The sequence below is a fragment of the Vibrio satsumensis genome, assembly GCF_050337435.1.
Lineage (GTDB): Bacteria > Pseudomonadota > Gammaproteobacteria > Enterobacterales > Vibrionaceae > Vibrio > Vibrio satsumensis.
In genome coordinates this window covers 56,129-73,350 of sequence record NZ_JAKJSX010000008.1, presented here as the reverse complement: position 1 = coordinate 73,350, position 17,222 = coordinate 56,129, and the positions used below count along the sequence as shown (strand labels likewise).

Sequence of the window (17,222 nt, the reverse complement as noted above, 5' to 3'; positions counted from 1 at the left end):
TCAATTAAGTCTCTACATTAAACGGTAAGTTCCAATCGATTACCATCAGGATCGAGTACACAGCTCTCATAATAGCCATCTCCAGTTCTTCTTGGGCCATCTAAGCGTTCATAACCATCTTCAATCAAACGTTTAGTGAGTTCATCCACCGCTTGCTCTGATCCTAGAGAAATTGCCATATGGATGAAGCCGGTAAACTGATCATAGAGGTCATCTTTCGATTCAGGAACCGAGTCCATTTCCATGATCTCTAGACGACTTCCTGTGTCGAAAGAGAGGAAGTATGAAGAGAAACCTTTAGTTGGGTTATGGTATTTTGAGTTCGATGTCGCGCCGAAATAGTCTTCATAAAATCGTTTCAACACTTCGAGTTGTTTGGTCCAAATTGCGATGTGTTCAATCTTCATTTTGTTCCCCTAAGTTTGATGTCTAACGCTAGATTACTCACCAAATAGGGAAGGATAAACAGAACAAAAATCATCAAATATGTTCCTGTTTAAGAGCTAGATATTATATCCACAGTTGCACACTGTTAAGATCTAAGTTTGTGTAATACTTAGCTTTGATTCATAGTCGGTGTTTTACATATTCAGAGGTTCATGCTGTGAGCTTTATAAAACTAATTATCCTCGCTGCAATATGGGGTGGTTCATTTCTTTTCATGAGAATCGCAGCTAGCCCTTTGGGCCCAGCAGTCCTAATTGAAGCGCGAGTTCTGTGCGCGGCAGTCACCTTACTCTTGGTTTCTTTTTATCTGAAAAGGAAGCTCTCTTTTAATACTCATTCGAAACACTTTTTCATTCTTGGCTTGTTTAACACCGCGCTTCCTTTTTTGTGTTTCGCTTATGCAGCTCAAACTTTGAATGCTTCAACCCTTGCGATTTTGAACTCTACGGCACCGATATGGGCGGCAATCATTGGTGCGTTCTGGACAAAAACGGCGCTTGAAAAGAAGGTGCTGCTCGGATTAGGTATTGGTGTCACTGGCGTCGGTGTGTTGGTCGGTTGGGATGCGATGAACATCGGCCAAGAAGCGGTTGTTCCTATTTTTGCTGCGGTTTTGGCTGCATTTAGCTACGGTATCGCCTCTAACTACACCAAGACAGCACCAAAGGTTGAAGCGTTCAATAATGCCCACGGCAGCATGTGGGCGGCAGTATTAATCGTATTGCCGTTTGTGTTCTTTATTCCGATGAGAGAAGCACCCGATCTCACGATCACCACATCGGTCATCTTGCTCGGCGCGGTTTGTACTGGTTTAGCCTACCTGCTTTATTTCAACCTCATTAATGAACTTGGTGCGCCTTCAGCACTATCGGTGACCTTCTTGATTCCAGTGTTTGGTATTCTTTGGGGGAACTTATTCTTAGATGAAGCGATTGGCATTAACACTGTGACCGGCTCTATTTTGGTTATCACAGGTACCATGTTAGTGACGGGGTTATCTCCGGCTAAGATGCTCAAAAATGCCCGTCAAAAACGCGCGCAATAAGCAGGTTGAACCCAAAAATCTTAATTAAAATTCTGATGTAACAGAGACAAAAACGGCTTCCAAATGGAGGCCGTTTTTTATTGAATCGTTAACAGCTTTGAGAACTCGTCATGTATTGCTGAATTTTGGTTCTTAACCATTGATGTGCCGGGTTTAAGTCTGTTCGTTTATGCCAAATCATATACTGCTTCATGGGCAAGACCTCAAACGGCTGGTCGAGCACTTGCAATTGGAATCGCTCCGCAAACTGATTAGCAAAATCACGAGACGTGCTACCAACACAGTCAGAGCCAGAGACCAACACACACATCGTCATCAATGAATCACATTCGGAGCTGACTTTTCGCTGTTGTATCGGGCTTTTCGTAAAGTAATCTGCGGTATAAAGGCGAGAACGACGCATTCTGAAGGTGATGTGTTTCTCATGATAATACTGCTCTTCCGTCACCGATCCATCAATCCTTGGGTGCCCTTTCTTTGCGATCAACACGAGCTCATCTTCGATCACTTGCTGGTTCATATAACCATTCACTTGTGGATAGTGAATATCGATCGCTAAGTCGGCTTGTTGCATGCTCAAACTCTGCAGCAGATCTTCTTCATTGCTTGGCACCATATTGAATTCAATTGAGATGTTACCAAGCGTATCGTCCTTTTCCACAAGGGGCTGAAGCTTGGTTAAACCGATCTCGTTGACCAAAATTCGAAACACATGATGCTGCTGATTATCGAACTGCTTTAGCGTGCTGACCGCGCTGGTTATCCCGTCCAATGCGGGTTCTACACGTAACGCCAATTGCATCGCTGCATTGGTCGGCGTTATACCTCTACCTTCTCGAATAAAAAGGTCTGTACCCAATTGTGCTTGCAGCCGTTTCAAAGCGCCACTAACTCCAGGTTGAGTCATACCAAGAGATTCTGATGCTAACGTGATCGACTTTAATCGATACACTTCCAAAAACACGCTCAGTAAATTTAGATCTAACTTTTCAACATCACTCACGGTCACTCTCCATGTTTAGGGCACTCGCATTGGTTATGCGACAAGCTTTGCGCTTCAATCTGCTACTTTTAAGCACACAACACATAACAGTTCGTGATGTGTTAAATAAAGCTTACTTTATTTTTTGCTATATGTCTTATTCCTATAATCGCCTCAACGAAACAAAATTCTGAAATGAAGAGGCTCTTATGACAACTTCTCGCACGTTCAAAAACGCATCACTATTCCTAGCTATCTCACTCGCATTCCCTGCAGTTGCAGCTAACCATGATCACGCACACTTCAGCGAAATTGGTGACCAAGGTGGCAAAAGCGCAACCGAGATGACGACCAAAGCAAACCAAGAGTTCGCAAAAACACTTAACTTTGCCGACACTCGCGCTTTCGACAATAACAACAAGGGACTGATTGCTAGCTTTGATCAAGAGACGGGCGACATCATCCGTAACAGCTTTAACTTCATCGATCCAAGTGTTTCAAATGCAGACAAAGCGCCAGATTCAGTCAACCCATCACTATGGCGACAAGCGGTATTGAACCAAGCCGCAGAAGGTTTATATGAAGTTGTTCCGGGTAAGGTTTATCAGGTTCGCGGCGCCGATTTAGCTTCGATTTCTTTCATCCGTACTGACAATGGCTGGATCGCTTATGACGTTCTACTAACCAAAGAAGCAGCAGAGAAGTCACTAAAGTTCTTCCAAAAGAATGTTCCTAATGGTGGCAACTTACCAATCGTTGCGATGATCTATTCGCACTCACACGCCGATCACTTCGGTGGTGCTCGCGCAATTAAAGACGCGTACCCAGATGTAAAAGTATATGGCTCAAAGAACATCACTAAAGAAATCGTAGATGAAAACGTGCTGGCTGGTAATGCAATGTCTCGCCGTACCGCTTATCAATATGGTGCAACACTGAATCGCCATGAACACGGTATTGTCGATGCTGCGCTGGCAAAAGGCTTATCGACGGGTAGCATTACCTACGTATTGCCAGACTACGAACTGAATCACAACGAAGAAATTGAAACTCTGGTTATCGACGGTTTAGAGTTGCAATTTATGGATGCATCGGGCACTGAAGCGGCCTCTGAGATGGTGACTTATATCCCGAGCATGAAAGCACTATGGACGGGTGAACTGACTTACCAAGGTATGCACAACCTGTATACCCTACGCGGCGCGAAGGTTCGTGATGGTTTGAAGTGGTCTAAGAAAATCAACGAAATGCTAGTGACTTGGGGTGAAGAAACTGAAGTGTTGTTTGCTTCTCACTCATCGCCAATTTGGGGCGAACAAGAAATCTCTGACTACCTAAAGATGCAGCGTGACGCTTACGGTTTCACTCATAACCAAACGCTTCGCTTAGCTAACAACGGTGTGGTTCTGCAAGACATCGGTGATGAGATCTACAAAGTAATGCCAGACAGTATTCAACAGTCTTGGCACACCAATGGTTACCACGGTACTTACTCGCACAATGCCCGCGCTGTGTACAACATGTACCTTGGCTACTTCGACATGAACCCAGCGAATCTGAACCCGCTACAGATTCACCCAGAGTCGGTTAAGTTTGTTGAATACATGGGCGGCAGCGATGCCGTAATTGAAAAAGCGCAGCAAGACTATCAAGAAGGTGAATACCGCTTCGTTGCGACAGCATTGAACAAAGTAATTCAAGCTGAACCAGACAACAAAGTTGCACGTGGCCTATTGGCAGATACTTACGAACAGTTAGGTTACCAATCAGAAGGTGCTGGTTGGAGAAACATCTACCTAACGGGCGCTCAAGAGCTTCGCATTGGCACACAACCGGGCGCACCAAAAACCGCGTCGCCGGACGTACTAGCTAACATGACCATCGAAAACTTGTTGGATTACTTAGCTGTAAAAGTGGATTCGCTAAAAGCGCAAGAAACACCATTTACCATGAATATTCAGCTACCTGACGTAAAAGAGTTCTACTACGTAGAAATGTCGAACGGCAACCTGAACAACATTCAAGTATCAGAGCTGCAAGATGCGGATACGACACTGATCATCAATAAGTCTGACGTGTCTGACATCGTGCTGAAGAAAACAAGCCTAGGGAAACTAATAGAAGATGGCCAAGCAGGTGTGAAAGGTGACAAATCATCTCTCAACAAACTGTTGTCTTCACTGACTGAAGCTGACACCTCGTTTGAGATTGTACCTCGCCCAAGTAAAGGCGAAGAGGTGGATGCCGAGCTATACCAAGATTCAGCGGTACACGCTCATTAAGCAGCTCTAAGGTAGAATAATTACAACGTCAAACTGGCTTAAATAGGCCGAAACAAGGCTAATTACGACCAAGCCTCAACCATTAAATCGGTTGAGGCTTTTTTGATTTTAGCTTTATTCGATATCAAGAAAATTAAATGAGAAACCCCACTCACAGTACTCAATAAGCATTTAGAAAATCTTCTTATCAAGCCCAGAAAAACAGTACTGTATTTGTTAAACCACACCCTTATTTCACGGTTTCTCAATAGCAATACACATCCGTACTTTCTATATCTCAGCATGTGAAGTAGTAGAAACTTTGTGCAATCAAACTTTGTTATAAAAGTTGTCCGGACTCTTTATTCAAGGAAGGAAGATGCGAAAAAAGATCATGATTACAGGTGCGACAGATGGTATCGGTTTAGAGACCGCGAAAATGTTAGCCCAACAAGGGCATCACATCCTTATCCATGGACGTAACCCAACAAAACTCAGCAAAGTAGAAACAGGCCTTTCTCGATTATCCAAGGATGCGGTGATCGAAAGTTATGTTGCCGATCTCTCTTCTCTTTCAGAAGTTGAAGCCCTCGCCAACCAAGTAAAATCGGAGCATGAAAAGCTCGATGTACTCATTAACAACGCTGGCGTATACAAGATTTCAGAAGTCACCACCTCAGACAACCTTGATGTACGCTTTGTTGTGAACACCATTGCACCTTACCTACTGACACAGAAGCTGATCCCTCTTTTTGATGCGACAGGTCGTATCGTCAACCTATCTTCAGCAGCCCAATCAACCGTAAATTTAGAAGCGCTTATCAGTTCGAACGCAGGCAAACTAGATGGCCCAGTTTACGCGCAAAGTAAGCTCGCGCTGACGATGTGGTCTATCGAATTGGCCAACACTCTATTAGATAATGGACCTTCGGTGATCCCGGTGAACCCTGCTTCCTTCCTCGGCAGTAAATTGGTCAAAGAAGCTTATGGCGTGGACGGGAATGATCTGGCGATTGGCGCCGATATCCTTTGTCGCGCTGCACTCAGTGACGAGTTTGCCAACGCTTCTGGTCAATATTTTGATAATGATTCAGGGTTATTCAAAGCCCCTCATGCCGATGCATTGAACCCCGCTAAAAACCGTAAATTAGTGGAAGCGCTTGATCGGTTGCTAGAAGAGAAATTGTGCGTCGCACCCAGTTAATTCTGGTAGACACATAACATCAAGCATACTTGATAAAAGCTTGGCTTAGCTGCTGAAAAAGTGAGTCTAAGTTGGGTAAGGGTGTTACATGCTTAGACAACAAGGTATGAACATGTGCATCCACCACGGTTGGATTGCCGCAAACTTGATTGTAAAAGTTCACGGGGGCAACGATGTGCTCTAAATCAGCGTCTAGCAAGATACAGGCTTGCGAAAGTACGATTTGACCGCCCCCGCGTTTGAGTAAAACACGCTGAGCCGTACCCACTATTTTTTGTTTATTGATGTTGAGATTATAATCGCCATCGCAATAAGAACCGGGGGTTGCATGAACATCCACATCGAGGCCCAACTCTTTAAAAAACATCGTTAATACATTGCATAAATGTCGATACGCTTTTTGAATATTGTAGGCTTCATCACGAGGCCAATGATAAATGTGCGATAGGTTAATGACACCCGGCAGTTGGGGAACGGGAGCGCCACCCGTTTTACGCGAACAGAGTTGCCAGCCTTGGTCGTCGAGCTGTGCTTTAGACTGCACCGTCACTGGCCACTTTTTACCTGCAGGCAAAACCAGTGTTGGCGTTTTCGCTTGCCACAACATTAAGGCTTGTCCAATCTCACCAGCCTGAATTTGCTGCAATAGCTCGTCTTCTTTTTCAAACGCACGATCAACATCAATGTGCGGGTAACGCACGAGTTTATTCGTTAACTTCAATGCACTTTTCCTCTACAACTTGTTGTGTTCGAATTATTCACAGGCCCCAGTGATTAATAATATATCCCCCAAATCCAATACAACATAGCGCCAGAGGCACAATATCTTATTATTCCTATTTATGCGGGATCGACTTAGTTAAAACCCTTCCGTTTGGATAGCTTTAGTCAAGCAAGGTTGTCTGATATGGTGGCGGCAGAACTTCAGCAATTGTTTAGATAGTATTGAATATGAAAACACTCACCATACTTGATGGCGGCATGGGCCGAGAACTCAAAGAAATTGGCGCGCCGTTCTCGCAACCTCTTTGGAGCGCTCAAGCGCTAATTGAAGCCCCTGATTTTGTTAGCCAAGCACACCAAAACTTTGTCGATGCAGGCGCTGAAATCATAATTACCAACAGCTATGCGTGTGTGCCTTTTCACTTGGGTGAAGAACTCTTTACACAACGAGGCTTTGAGCTAGCTGCGCTTTCTGGCGAATTGGCTAAGGCTGTTGCCAATAGTGCTCCTCACTCCGTGAAAGTAGCGGGTGCAATTCCACCGCCATTTGGTAGCTACCGACCAGACTTGTTCAAAGTCGAAGAAGCAGCGCCAATCATCCAAACTCTTTACGATGCCCAAGACCCAAACATCGATCTTTGGATAGCGGAAACTATTTGTAGTCTGCAAGAGTTCGAGTCCATTCATGCGGTGCTCAAGCAATCAACCAAACCGTGTTATTACGCATTCAGCTTGGAAGATACCAAGGGCGATTCCGCTTCTATTCGTTCTGGTGAGAGCGTAACAGACGCCATCAAACTGGCCTGCCAATCAAACGCAAAAGGCATTATGTTTAACTGCTCAGTGCCTGAAGTGATGGATCAAGCCATTATTGATGCTAAGAATGTGATCAATGAGCTAGGTAGCAGCTTAGAGATTGGTGTCTACGCAAACAACTTTGCGCCTATCAGCAGCGAACATGAAGCGAATGACATGCTTCAAGAGATGCGTGAATTGGATGGTCAAGGTTACCTAGCTTACGCTAAACGCTGGCATGCATTGGGCGCGAATATCGTCGGTGGTTGTTGTGGCATCGGGCCCAAACACATTAAAGCCCTAGCCGATTGGAAGCTCTCCATACAGAGCTAAGCCAGAGCTTCAACTAGAATAAAATAAATAGAGAACAGGTTGAGAAATCTGTTCTCTATTTGTATGTGACGTCTCTGAGTACACTGACACAAAACAACGATTTGGAGCAACTGATGAGCAACACGCAACGCAAGATTAAATGGGGCATAGCCGGGCTAGGTAATATCGCCAATAGATTCGCAACCGCAGTCACAGAACACTCTCTGCATGGTGAGTTGTATGCTGTTGCTGCAAGAGATCACTCTCGCGCAGCCACGTTCGCCAACAAGTTTAGTTGCGCTAAGGCTTATGGCTCTTATGAAGCTATGGCTAAGGATCCAGACGTCGAAGCAGTGTACATAGCCACGGTTCATCCATATCACAAGCCTCTAGCCGAACTGTTTCTGAGCCATAAAAAACACGTATTGGTAGAAAAGCCCGCTTTCACCAACCTTGGTGATTGGTTAGAAATAAAAGTCCTTGCGAAACAACATGGTGTGATGTTGCTAGAGGCAATGAAGACTGTCGTATTCCCAGCCTATCGCGAGCTTACATCGTTTTTGATCGACAACCAGATTAAGATTGATTCGATAGAAGCCAGCTTTGGCAATGAGCACGACTATGACCCTGAACTGTTTATCTTCAACCCAGATTTAGCGGGCGGAGCAACGCTTGATGTTGGGGTGTATGGACTATGGTTTTTCTACGATTTGTGCCGCACGCTTGGGGTTGCGCCTTCTATCCCTCAAGTAGAGATGTCGAGCCTCTATGAAGAATCAAATGTTGATACCGATTCATGCTTCCAGTTCTCTGGAGAAATCAGCGCGACCATATCGGCTTCAACGGTGCGCAATCTGCCACGCGCTGCGCGATTAATTGGCCCAGACATCACCATCACAATTCAAGAGAAGTGGTGGAACCCTGCCTACATCGAGATCGAATACCGGAATGAAACCTTCACTATTCAACACCCGATTGAGGGCAATGGGTTCGAATATCAAATCGAGCACTTCTCGCAACTTCTATTAGAAGGCAAACTTGAGTCTGATATCCTAAGCTCAGAGATAACCTCTCGAGTTCTCGACACGATGGAAAACGCACTCATTTATTCTGGCTATCCACATTTAACTCAACCTCGTCGTTAGGAAAAGAAAATTGGGCAACCTTAAGCGCAAGCTTGAACTGTATGAAAAGATATTTCAGGCTTTTGGGCCTGGAGTATCACATTGTCAGGTCAACCAACTGGCCACACTGCTGCACGTGAGTGAACGTCATGTTCAGACCTTACTCAAAGTGATGACAGCGCAAGGTTGGATTGAGTGGCAAGCCAGTTCTGGGCGCAACAAAAAGGCACAGCTCACGTGTCTGGTTGAACCGATGGATATTTGTTACCAATACGCACAAAACCAAGTAGATTCAGGTAACGTCGTTCAGGTATTTAGCACCTTGAGCTTTAACGGACGCAACGCTGGCGCGGAGCTGCAAGCTTTTCTAAGCAGCGCCAATCAATCTGCACAGAGCGTCGCGTACATTCCCTTTCACCGTGAGCTCGAGACTCTTCATCCTCAACGAGTACTTAGGCGCACCGAACGCTTCTTAGTGATGCAGGTGTGCCAACGCCTCACCTCCGTTCAGCACGGTAAGCTCAGCGGCGATTTAGCCTACCATTGGCAACCCAATGAAGATGCAACGATCTGGCATTTCCAAATTCGTAATGGCGTTCAATTCCACAGCGGTCGAACACTGGAAGCTCAAGACATAGCTCGCAACCTTAACTCACTCAGCCAAGACAAAATATGGCGTCGCTGCTATCAGCATATTGATGAGGCCTCTGTCTCGACTGGTAATGTGCTTATCGTGAAATTGAATCAACCTGATTGGCATTTACCGCGCTTGCTTGCCAGAGTTGAAGCCTCCATATTTGACTCATCATCAACTGATCGGCTGATTGGATCTGGTGCGTTCTCGTTAGACATTTTCTCGAGCAAGATGTTGAGATTGAGCCGCAATAGCGCGTATGTACACAGTACGCCCATTCTTAATCGAGTTGAGTTGTGGGTCTATCCAGAATGGGCACAGAGTAAAGCTTGCGCTCAAAATAAGGTGTGTGTGAAGCTGCCCGAAAAGACGATCACCGTGCGTGGCGATGACAATTCTTCCCAACCGGAATTCGGCTCAACCTTCTTTATGATTCAAAGTCCGGTGTTGTCGAAAGCCGTTCGTGAATTCACCGTTGAAGACACATCTGAATGCCAAGCACTATTCAAACAGTTATCGGTTTCTGGTGAGAGTCCGATTGGCGTTGAATATGGACGCTACCGAACCATCAAAGACGTCGCGCTATGCAGCATTATTGATGAGAGCGACACCTTCACTTCGTGGTTAAGCTTTTTCACTCGCTTCCCGTTTGAGGACTTAGCTCTACCCTCTGAGATGCTAAAAACAATAGAACAAGGCTTAGCTTCAATAACAAACCAGCCAAACTTTGAGTTAGCAATGAATGCACTGTTGATGCTTCGGCTTTGGTTGAATGACTCTGGGATTGTGGTTGAGATCAAGCAAGAGGCGTTCAACTTAGAGGTTTCTGAAAAGATACACGGCGCGCAAGTGAATGGTTTCGGTTGGTGCGAACTCGACAAGTTATGGATTAGCCATTTGTAAATCTAACCATGTTCAAAATAAGTCATTAGGCACAGCAACTTATCTTTAACACTCCCCTGCCAATAGCAAGGTAATCGGGTGCTAATGTACTCTGGAAGTAATACTCAACAAAAAATAACACAAGCTAAACAGCCATAATAAGAAGGTAAACCATGACTCGACACTTAAAAGGCTCATTACTGTTTCTTTGCGCATTCTCTTTTAACAGCATGGCGAGCACCCAATGCGACGCACTAACTGGTTGTGAAAAGAAATTCTGTGAGATCGAATATCAAATAAAGAAAGCGGAGCAGTACGATAATCAGTACAAAGTGGAGCGATTAACCACGGCGTTAAAAGCCGCGAAAGAGAACTGCACTAATGAAGGCTTGAAGGATGATCTCCGTGAGAAGATTGAATCCAATGAAGAAGATTTGGCCGAATACAGAGCCGACTTAGAAGAAGCAAAAAGAGACGATAAAGCGGATAAGATTCAAAAATACCAACATAAGATCGAAAAAGAACTGCATAAAATCGATCGCTTAAAGCAAGAGTTAGCAGAGCTCCCTTAAGCAGCACTTGTTTTCAGCTAAGCCCCTTGTTCTAAGCTACTCCCTAGTTTTGATACATCATTTAGCTACCAATGATGTATCAAAACTAGAAACAAAAATGGCCTTACATATTAATAAGGCCATTTAAAGCATGCTGATTTAAACAACATCCACAATTAACAAAGCAAATTCGACAGCTTATCCCACCAACGCCAATTCAGACTCTTTATAGATGCGATTAGCTACCTTATACGCTGCCGGTGACGTCAGCCTCTCCTTGCATCGACTCTTAAACTGCTCGATGTCGATCGCCTGTTCTTCCAATAAGTTCGTCAGCTCACTCAAAGAGTTAGCCTCAAACACAGCTTGGCCAAGTGGAGTGCATGCGTATCTGCTCGACTCTTGATAACCAATCACAGTCAGTACCGATTCAGGCAGATCCCAGAACTTTGCAATCGTGTAAGTCAGGCGAATAGAATAGCTATTAATCAAGCGCTTCAATGCCAACGAGTTAGGCGGAACTGAAGGGTCAACATGCTTGAAAGCTTCCACCATCATTTGGAAAATGATCATCTTGCCTAGGTTACGGATCAACCCTACAAAATATGCGGTAGCTTGGTCTTCTTGAGATGGCGACTCTTTCATTAACTCCTTAGAAAAAGAAGCAGTTTGAACACTGTGATTCCAAATTTTCTCACCGAAATGACGCCAGTAAATATTATTGCCCGGTGTGAAGTTCTTCATGTAAGAATTCACCACCCCCTCAACAAGGCCTTGAGAGCCCATATTTAAGAATGCGGTTTTTAGGTTCGTCACCTGCTTTTCATTACGTTTGTAGAACGCACTGTTAGCCAGTTTAATCACATCGGCCGCCATACTCGGCTCGCGCTCAATCACTCTTAACAGTGCATCGACATCAAATTCGTCGCTCTGTAATTCTGCCATCAATGTAGTCACTGAGGCTGGCATCACTGGCAATTCATTGAGCAAGGCTTTTGGAGAGCGAATCAAACGTTCGATCTGACAAGCGACAAAATCGCTAAATGGGTCTGACTCTGTTCGAAGGCGAGACTCTCCAAACAAGTAATCAAGAAACTCACCATCGTGAAGGCTCATCGCTTTGTCGACGATTAATGATGATGGTTGAGCTGACGAAGGCGGAACAAAGATTGAAGAGCGAACAGAATCAGTAGCAACGATTTGTTGTTGCTCTTTTTGGGCAGGCTCTGCAGAGGGTTTGTTTTTTGAATCAACAAAAGGCGAGAATAGTGCCTGCAATACCCTTTTAAACATCAATACGGCTCCTAGATGAATACAAAACAGAACGGGATATATAACGGCGGCGATTATTACACAGCAGACTCATAAACCATACAATGATAAATAAATCATTAATTTTTCAGCTGTATAGGATCTGTTACTCATCAAGTTGTTAAACCAAACTTACGTATCTCCCAGAAACAAAAAGAGCGAGCTATTAACGCTTGCTCACTCTTCCATCAATCTAAATCGTAAAGCTGACTAAAACTAGCGCTCTGCCACTTCTAGCACAATCTTGGCTACGTGCTTTTCTTCAAGAACTCATCTTGTTCAGTATGGAGTCAGCCAATGGGAAAAACGCTAGCTCAACATCAGACATTGTGCTGTTCACCGCGTAAGCATGTTTTGCTGCTACTTTGGTGTATTCAGCAAAACCGCCATCGCACTCAGAGCTAAAATACCATCGCTGCGGCAAATCTTGCCCATAAACCTCAGTCAAACAAGGCTCAATCAGAACACGTTCGCCAATACTTCGTTGCCAACGGCTACGAATCAAGAAAATGAAAAATTCCGCACCCAATAGAATGCGGAATTTATCGATATCGATCAGAGATTTACCGTTTAAGCTAGAGTCGACTGCGTATCATCACCAACACAGATAACGCGCCACAAAGTACCAGTACCACGCCTAGATCTTGAATCATTCCCGCTAAAGCGAGCCCTGTACCGATCAAGGTGTAGTACATCAAACCAAACAGTGCGCCTGCACTTCCTGCTTGAGATTGGTAACGCACCAACGCACGGCTCAATACATTAGGAATCGCAATGCCAAACGCCATAACCACCAACATCATCGGAAGTAAAAACCATATTGACTGCTGTGAAAAATAGACACCCACCGCACCTAATGTTTGAAGCCCTGCCGCTAAGCTAATCAAAGAGATAGAGGAAACTTGTCGCTTCAATAGCGCCTTGTTAACCAAGCTTCCTAGCAAGGTTCCGAACCCAAGAACGACACCACTATAACCAAACTGCTCGATGCTGAATCCAAGCTGTAAGAAGGTGAATGAACCTAGTTGGTAATACGAAAACAGCGCAATATTGAACGATGCGACAAGCAGTGCTGAAATCCAAATACTGCCGTCTTTGGCCATGCGTATACCGAGCGATTTTAACTGCAACGGCTGCTGAGATTGTTGTGTTTCAGGCAGCGACCATAAGCTATGTGCCAACAACGCTAATACCATAATAAATAAGGCAATAAACACATATTGATGTCCGCCCGCTTGGCTTAGTTGACCACCAAGTAGCAACCCGATGATTGGGCTAATCGACAACCCCATTCCCATGTAACCAAATACTTTAGCCAGTTCAGTACCGCTGAAAGCATCGCGCAGCATGGTTTGAGTGACGACAGAGCCAACAGCAAGTCCGAAAGCGCCCATCGCTCTTGCGACCATCAACCACGCAAAGCTGTGGGTTTGCATGGCTATGAGTGCAGAACAGGCAAATAATCCCATCCCCAATAACATGGTGGGACGACGTCCCCATTTATCCGCTAACACGCCCCATACCACCACACCCAACGCAAATGCAGAGAAGTAGATAGAGAGGGTTTGAGCAGCTTGTGTGTAACTGACATCAAAGGATTTCGCGATTGAATCCAGAGTCGGGCTATAGATGGTTTCTGCGATCTGAGGGAACATCAGCAGCAGCACCATTTGCCATAAAGAAGGTTTTGTTTTCATCATTTTTCCAAGACCAGTGAACTTGACGAGAAGTCTAGGGGAAACTAACCTTGGCTCGTTAACAACATTAAAACCAAAAACAACAAGATTGGGACAAATGGCATTAATCAGCGAAACCATTGAGTTTGATGCAGACAGTTTACCCGCGCCTGTAATTGGCATTGCCGCAAAGCTAGGCAAACATGACTCGGGTATACATCACCACGTTAAGGGGCAACTTCTGTATGCTCCGCAAGGCTGCATCACCTTGACCTTAGAAAACGCCCTTTGCATTTTACCGCCGACCAAGGCCGTGTGGATCCCGCCCTATACCAAGCACCGAGCGCAGATGACCAATGTGGTTGCCTATCGCTCGCTCTATTTCGACAGTGGTATTTACAGATGCCCAGAAAACATAGAAATTGTAGAAGTAAATGAGCTACTAAAGGCTCTGATCAACAAAATGGCTTTTTGGGATTGGGACATTGCGTCCGAGCAAACCACCAATACTGCCAACCTGTTTTGGGAAGAGTTTTACAGCGCCAATCAACACTCGTTTATCTTGCCGCTACCAACAGATCGCCGCTTTAAAAGCTTTTGCAAACGAGTCCGAACCACCTCGTTTCTTGCTCCAGCCCTGTCGACATTAGCGAGCTCGGTTGGTGCAAGCACCAAGACGATTACTCGATTATTCAAAGCCGAAACAGGCATGACCTATCAAGAATGGCGTCAGCAATGGCGCTTGTTTAAAGCGATTGAACTGCTTTCAGAAAACCGACAAGTTGGTGATGTGGCACATCTGCTAGAGTTCTCGTCCAACAGTGCATTTATCGCTTTTTTCAAACAGCAAACCGGACAAACGCCACTGGCGTTTACCAAGTTAGGGACGTGATCGCAGTAATACAAACTCTTAGATTTTACTTAGCTCAGATACAAAAAAACCAGAACATGAGTTCTGGTTTTTAAGAATATTTTAAAGTTAGATGCAATCGTTACTTGGTGTAGAAAGCGCGTTTCAAGGCCATCTCTAAACCACGAACTTCAGCTAAGCCTTTCAACCGACCAATCGCCGAATAACCTGGGTTAGTGGTTTTCTTTAGGTCATCCAGCATTTGATGACCGTGATCCGGACGCATTGGAATTAAGCGGTGATCGCCCACTTCTGCACGACGATTTTCTTCATCCAAAATGGCCATCACAACGTTGTACATATCCACATCACCATCTAGGTGCGCTGCTTCGTGGAATGTCATTGGGTTGCTCTCTTCACGCTTAGTTGAACGCAGGTGCGTAAAATAAATTCGGTCACCGTGCTTTTTGATCATATTAACCAGATCATTGTCGCCACGAACACCGTATGAACCCGTACACATCGTCAAGCCATTCATCTTGCTTGGTACATGCTCGGTCAACCAATCAATGTCTTCGATCGTTGAGACGATGCGAGGCAAGCCTAGAATCGGACGCGGTGGATCGTCTGGGTGAACCGCCATCTTCAAGCCATTCGCATCACAGATAGGCATCAGCTCAGCGAGGAAGTAAGACATGTGCTCACGTAGCTTGTCTTTGTCGATTCCCGCATAGCGATCCAGCTGTGCTTGAAACGCTTCTAGTGTATAGCCTTCTTCAGCGCCCGGCAGGCCAGCGATGATGTTATTGGTCAGCTGTTGGATTTGGTCTGGCGTCATGTTGTTGAAGTAATACAACGCTTGCGCTTGCTCTGATTCTGAATAGTCCGATTCTGCCCCCGGACGCTTCAAGATATGCAGCTCAAATGCCGCAAACGCGATTTGGTCAAAACGCAGTGCGCGAGAGCCATCTGGCATTTCAAATTCTAAATCAGTGCGCGTCCAGTCCAACACTGGCATGAAGTTATAGCAAACTGTGTCAATGCCACACTCAGCAAGGTTAGCCAGAGTTTGCTTATAGTTATCAATCCATTGCTGATAGTTGCCAGTTTGAGTTTTGATCTCTTCATGAACAGGCACACTTTCTACTACCGACCACGTTAAACCTTTCTCTTCGATGATGGCTTTACGCTTCAGGATTTCTTCTTTTGTCCAAACTTCACCATTTGGAATATGGTGCAGTGCATTCACAATACCAGTTGCGCCCGCTTGACGAATATCGTCTAGCGAAACTTGATCATTAGGGCCGTACCAACGCCACGTTTGTTCCATGAGACTTACCTTTCTTTAAGACGCACTTAGCCGGCTCGAATTAATCAAGCTAAATGCAATAACGACTTCTTAATGGCAGCAATGACAATTACTGCCCGAGATAGCACCGGTCTACGCCGGTCTAAAGACGATTACCTATCTACAACCTAGTGAATGAATCAGCTTTCAAGAGGAACCTTGTCGCTAAATTCAACGTTAGCTTTCAGAACTAACTTTCTGTGCTAAGCAGTACCACTGGGTTAGAACTAAATAAGTAGCCATCAAAGTTTGGGTCATCAATGTCTGACAGCGCTAACAAACGCTGTTTAACATTCTCAAGGTGTTGCCACATTGCGTTCTTAGCAGCGACAGGGTCTTTGCGCTGTAAGGCAGCGAGGATACGAGCGTGATCATCTAACCATTCTTCACGGTAATCTTGACCACTGATGTGAGAGTGGAGTTTATTCCACATTGGACTCTTTTCGCGTCGATCCCAGGATTGCTTCAACATGTCTACTAGCACAGAGTTTTGAGTAGCCTCTGCAATACACATGTGAAATTTTTCATCTCCGCTACAATCGGTGGTGCCGCTTGCAAGCTCTTCGCGCTCGAGTTCGAGTGCAGAGCGCATCTTAATGATGTCGCCCGGAGTGACCTGAGTTGCCGCAAACTCCGCAATATTACTTTCCAGCAATTGACGGGCTTGCAGCATCTCGAATGGACCAGCATCATCGCTGACCACATTCTCGCGAGAATGAGTAGGAATGTTCAGGACATAAACACCTGACCCTTTTTTTACCTCAACTAAGTTTTCAAGCTCCAGCATGATGATCGCTTCACGCACCACAGTGCGGCTTACATCTAGACGATCAGCAATATCGCGTTCTGGAGGTAACCTATCTCCGACCTTATACAGGCCTTCAATAAGTTCTTTTCTTAGTACTAACCCTATCTCCTGATAAGGTCTTTTCGGCTCGAAAGGCATCATGATGATATTGTCACTTCTTTCCATTGTATTTCTCTCGCCATCATAATGACCAAATATAATTGGTCAACCTCTATATCCTAAAATGCAGTAACACCTTGTTTTTGTATTACTCTTTTTTCTATATTTGC

At 45.0% G+C, this 17,222-nt stretch carries 15 protein-coding genes and 1 pseudogene; 8 read left to right on the top strand and 8 right to left on the bottom strand.

The genetic code is table 11. The annotated features are described in order from the left end of the window. Positions 1-17 precede the first annotated feature (17 nt). On the bottom strand, positions 18-407 hold the full coding sequence (locus tag L4C44_RS11360; protein WP_285953903.1) for a VOC family protein: 390 nt from the start codon (positions 405-407) through the stop codon (positions 18-20). A 197-nt stretch (positions 408-604) separates the two neighbouring features. Between L4C44_RS11360 and L4C44_RS11355 the strand changes: the two genes are divergently transcribed. Then, positions 605-1,492: a DMT family transporter gene (locus L4C44_RS11355; protein WP_428805047.1), complete on the top strand. Its 888-nt coding sequence runs from the start codon at positions 605-607 to the stop codon at positions 1,490-1,492. 88 nt (positions 1,493-1,580) lie between these two features. On the opposite strand, the gene L4C44_RS11350 is transcribed toward L4C44_RS11355, so the two are convergent. Beyond that, positions 1,581-2,495 (bottom strand): LysR family transcriptional regulator, encoded by a 915-nt coding sequence (locus L4C44_RS11350; RefSeq protein ID WP_146491094.1) that lies wholly within the window; start codon positions 2,493-2,495, stop codon positions 1,581-1,583. 188 nt (positions 2,496-2,683) lie between these two features. Between L4C44_RS11350 and L4C44_RS11345 the strand changes: the two genes are divergently transcribed. Continuing rightward, complete coding sequence (locus tag L4C44_RS11345) at positions 2,684-4,756, top strand: alkyl/aryl-sulfatase (RefSeq protein WP_327784697.1); 2,073 nt, start codon at positions 2,684-2,686, stop codon at positions 4,754-4,756. Positions 4,757-5,114: 358 nt separating this feature from the next. After that, positions 5,115-5,939: an SDR family NAD(P)-dependent oxidoreductase gene (locus L4C44_RS11340; protein WP_428805046.1), complete on the top strand. Its 825-nt coding sequence runs from the start codon at positions 5,115-5,117 to the stop codon at positions 5,937-5,939. Between the two features lie 19 nt (positions 5,940-5,958). Here the strand turns inward: L4C44_RS11340 and L4C44_RS11335 are convergent, their stop codons facing one another. Continuing rightward, a complete protein-coding gene (locus L4C44_RS11335) occupies positions 5,959-6,660 on the bottom strand; it encodes a lipoate--protein ligase family protein (RefSeq protein ID WP_428805045.1) in 702 nt (233 codons plus the stop codon). A gap of 230 nt (positions 6,661-6,890) precedes the next feature. On the opposite strand from L4C44_RS11335, the gene L4C44_RS11330 reads away from it, so the two are divergent. The 4 genes from L4C44_RS11330 to L4C44_RS11315 all read left to right on the top strand — a co-directional run bounded on the left by L4C44_RS11330 (position 6,891) and on the right by L4C44_RS11315 (position 10,981). Continuing rightward, positions 6,891-7,790 carry a homocysteine S-methyltransferase family protein gene (locus tag L4C44_RS11330; RefSeq protein ID WP_428805044.1) on the top strand — a complete coding sequence of 300 codons (900 nt, stop codon included), beginning with the start codon at positions 6,891-6,893 and terminating at the stop codon, positions 7,788-7,790. Between the two features lie 113 nt (positions 7,791-7,903). Continuing rightward, complete coding sequence (locus L4C44_RS11325; RefSeq protein ID WP_428805043.1) at positions 7,904-8,914, top strand: Gfo/Idh/MocA family protein; 1,011 nt, start codon at positions 7,904-7,906, stop codon at positions 8,912-8,914. A gap of 10 nt (positions 8,915-8,924) precedes the next feature. Then, positions 8,925-10,430: an SgrR family transcriptional regulator gene (locus L4C44_RS11320; RefSeq protein ID WP_327784692.1), complete on the top strand. Its 1,506-nt coding sequence runs from the start codon at positions 8,925-8,927 to the stop codon at positions 10,428-10,430. Positions 10,431-10,582: 152 nt separating this feature from the next. Then, positions 10,583-10,981, top strand: a complete 399-nt coding sequence (locus tag L4C44_RS11315; protein WP_428805042.1) for a DUF1090 domain-containing protein — start codon at positions 10,583-10,585, stop codon at positions 10,979-10,981. 177 nt (positions 10,982-11,158) lie between these two features. Here the strand turns inward: L4C44_RS11315 and L4C44_RS11310 are convergent, their stop codons facing one another. The 3 genes and pseudogenes from L4C44_RS11310 to L4C44_RS11300 form a co-directional block, all read right to left on the bottom strand. Beyond that, complete coding sequence (locus tag L4C44_RS11310; RefSeq protein WP_428805041.1) at positions 11,159-12,253, bottom strand: HDOD domain-containing protein; 1,095 nt, start codon at positions 12,251-12,253, stop codon at positions 11,159-11,161. 289 nt (positions 12,254-12,542) lie between these two features. Next, positions 12,543-12,749, bottom strand: a pseudogene (locus L4C44_RS11305) (alcohol dehydrogenase); the annotation flags it as partial. A gap of 97 nt (positions 12,750-12,846) precedes the next feature. Further along, on the bottom strand, positions 12,847-13,968 hold the full coding sequence (locus tag L4C44_RS11300) for a multidrug effflux MFS transporter (RefSeq protein ID WP_428805040.1): 1,122 nt from the start codon (positions 13,966-13,968) through the stop codon (positions 12,847-12,849). 97 nt (positions 13,969-14,065) lie between these two features. Here L4C44_RS11300 and L4C44_RS11295 point away from each other — a divergent pair, with 97 nt between their 5' ends. After that, complete coding sequence (locus L4C44_RS11295) at positions 14,066-14,839, top strand: AraC family transcriptional regulator (RefSeq protein WP_428805039.1); 774 nt, start codon at positions 14,066-14,068, stop codon at positions 14,837-14,839. Positions 14,840-14,939: 100 nt separating this feature from the next. Here the strand turns inward: L4C44_RS11295 and uxuA are convergent, their stop codons facing one another. Then, positions 14,940-16,127, bottom strand: a complete 1,188-nt coding sequence (gene uxuA, locus L4C44_RS11290) for a mannonate dehydratase (RefSeq protein ID WP_327784687.1) — start codon at positions 16,125-16,127, stop codon at positions 14,940-14,942. Between the two features lie 208 nt (positions 16,128-16,335). Continuing rightward, on the bottom strand, positions 16,336-17,118 hold the full coding sequence (locus L4C44_RS11285) for an FCD domain-containing protein (protein ID WP_146491105.1): 783 nt from the start codon (positions 17,116-17,118) through the stop codon (positions 16,336-16,338). Between the last annotated feature and the right edge of the window lie 104 nt (positions 17,119-17,222).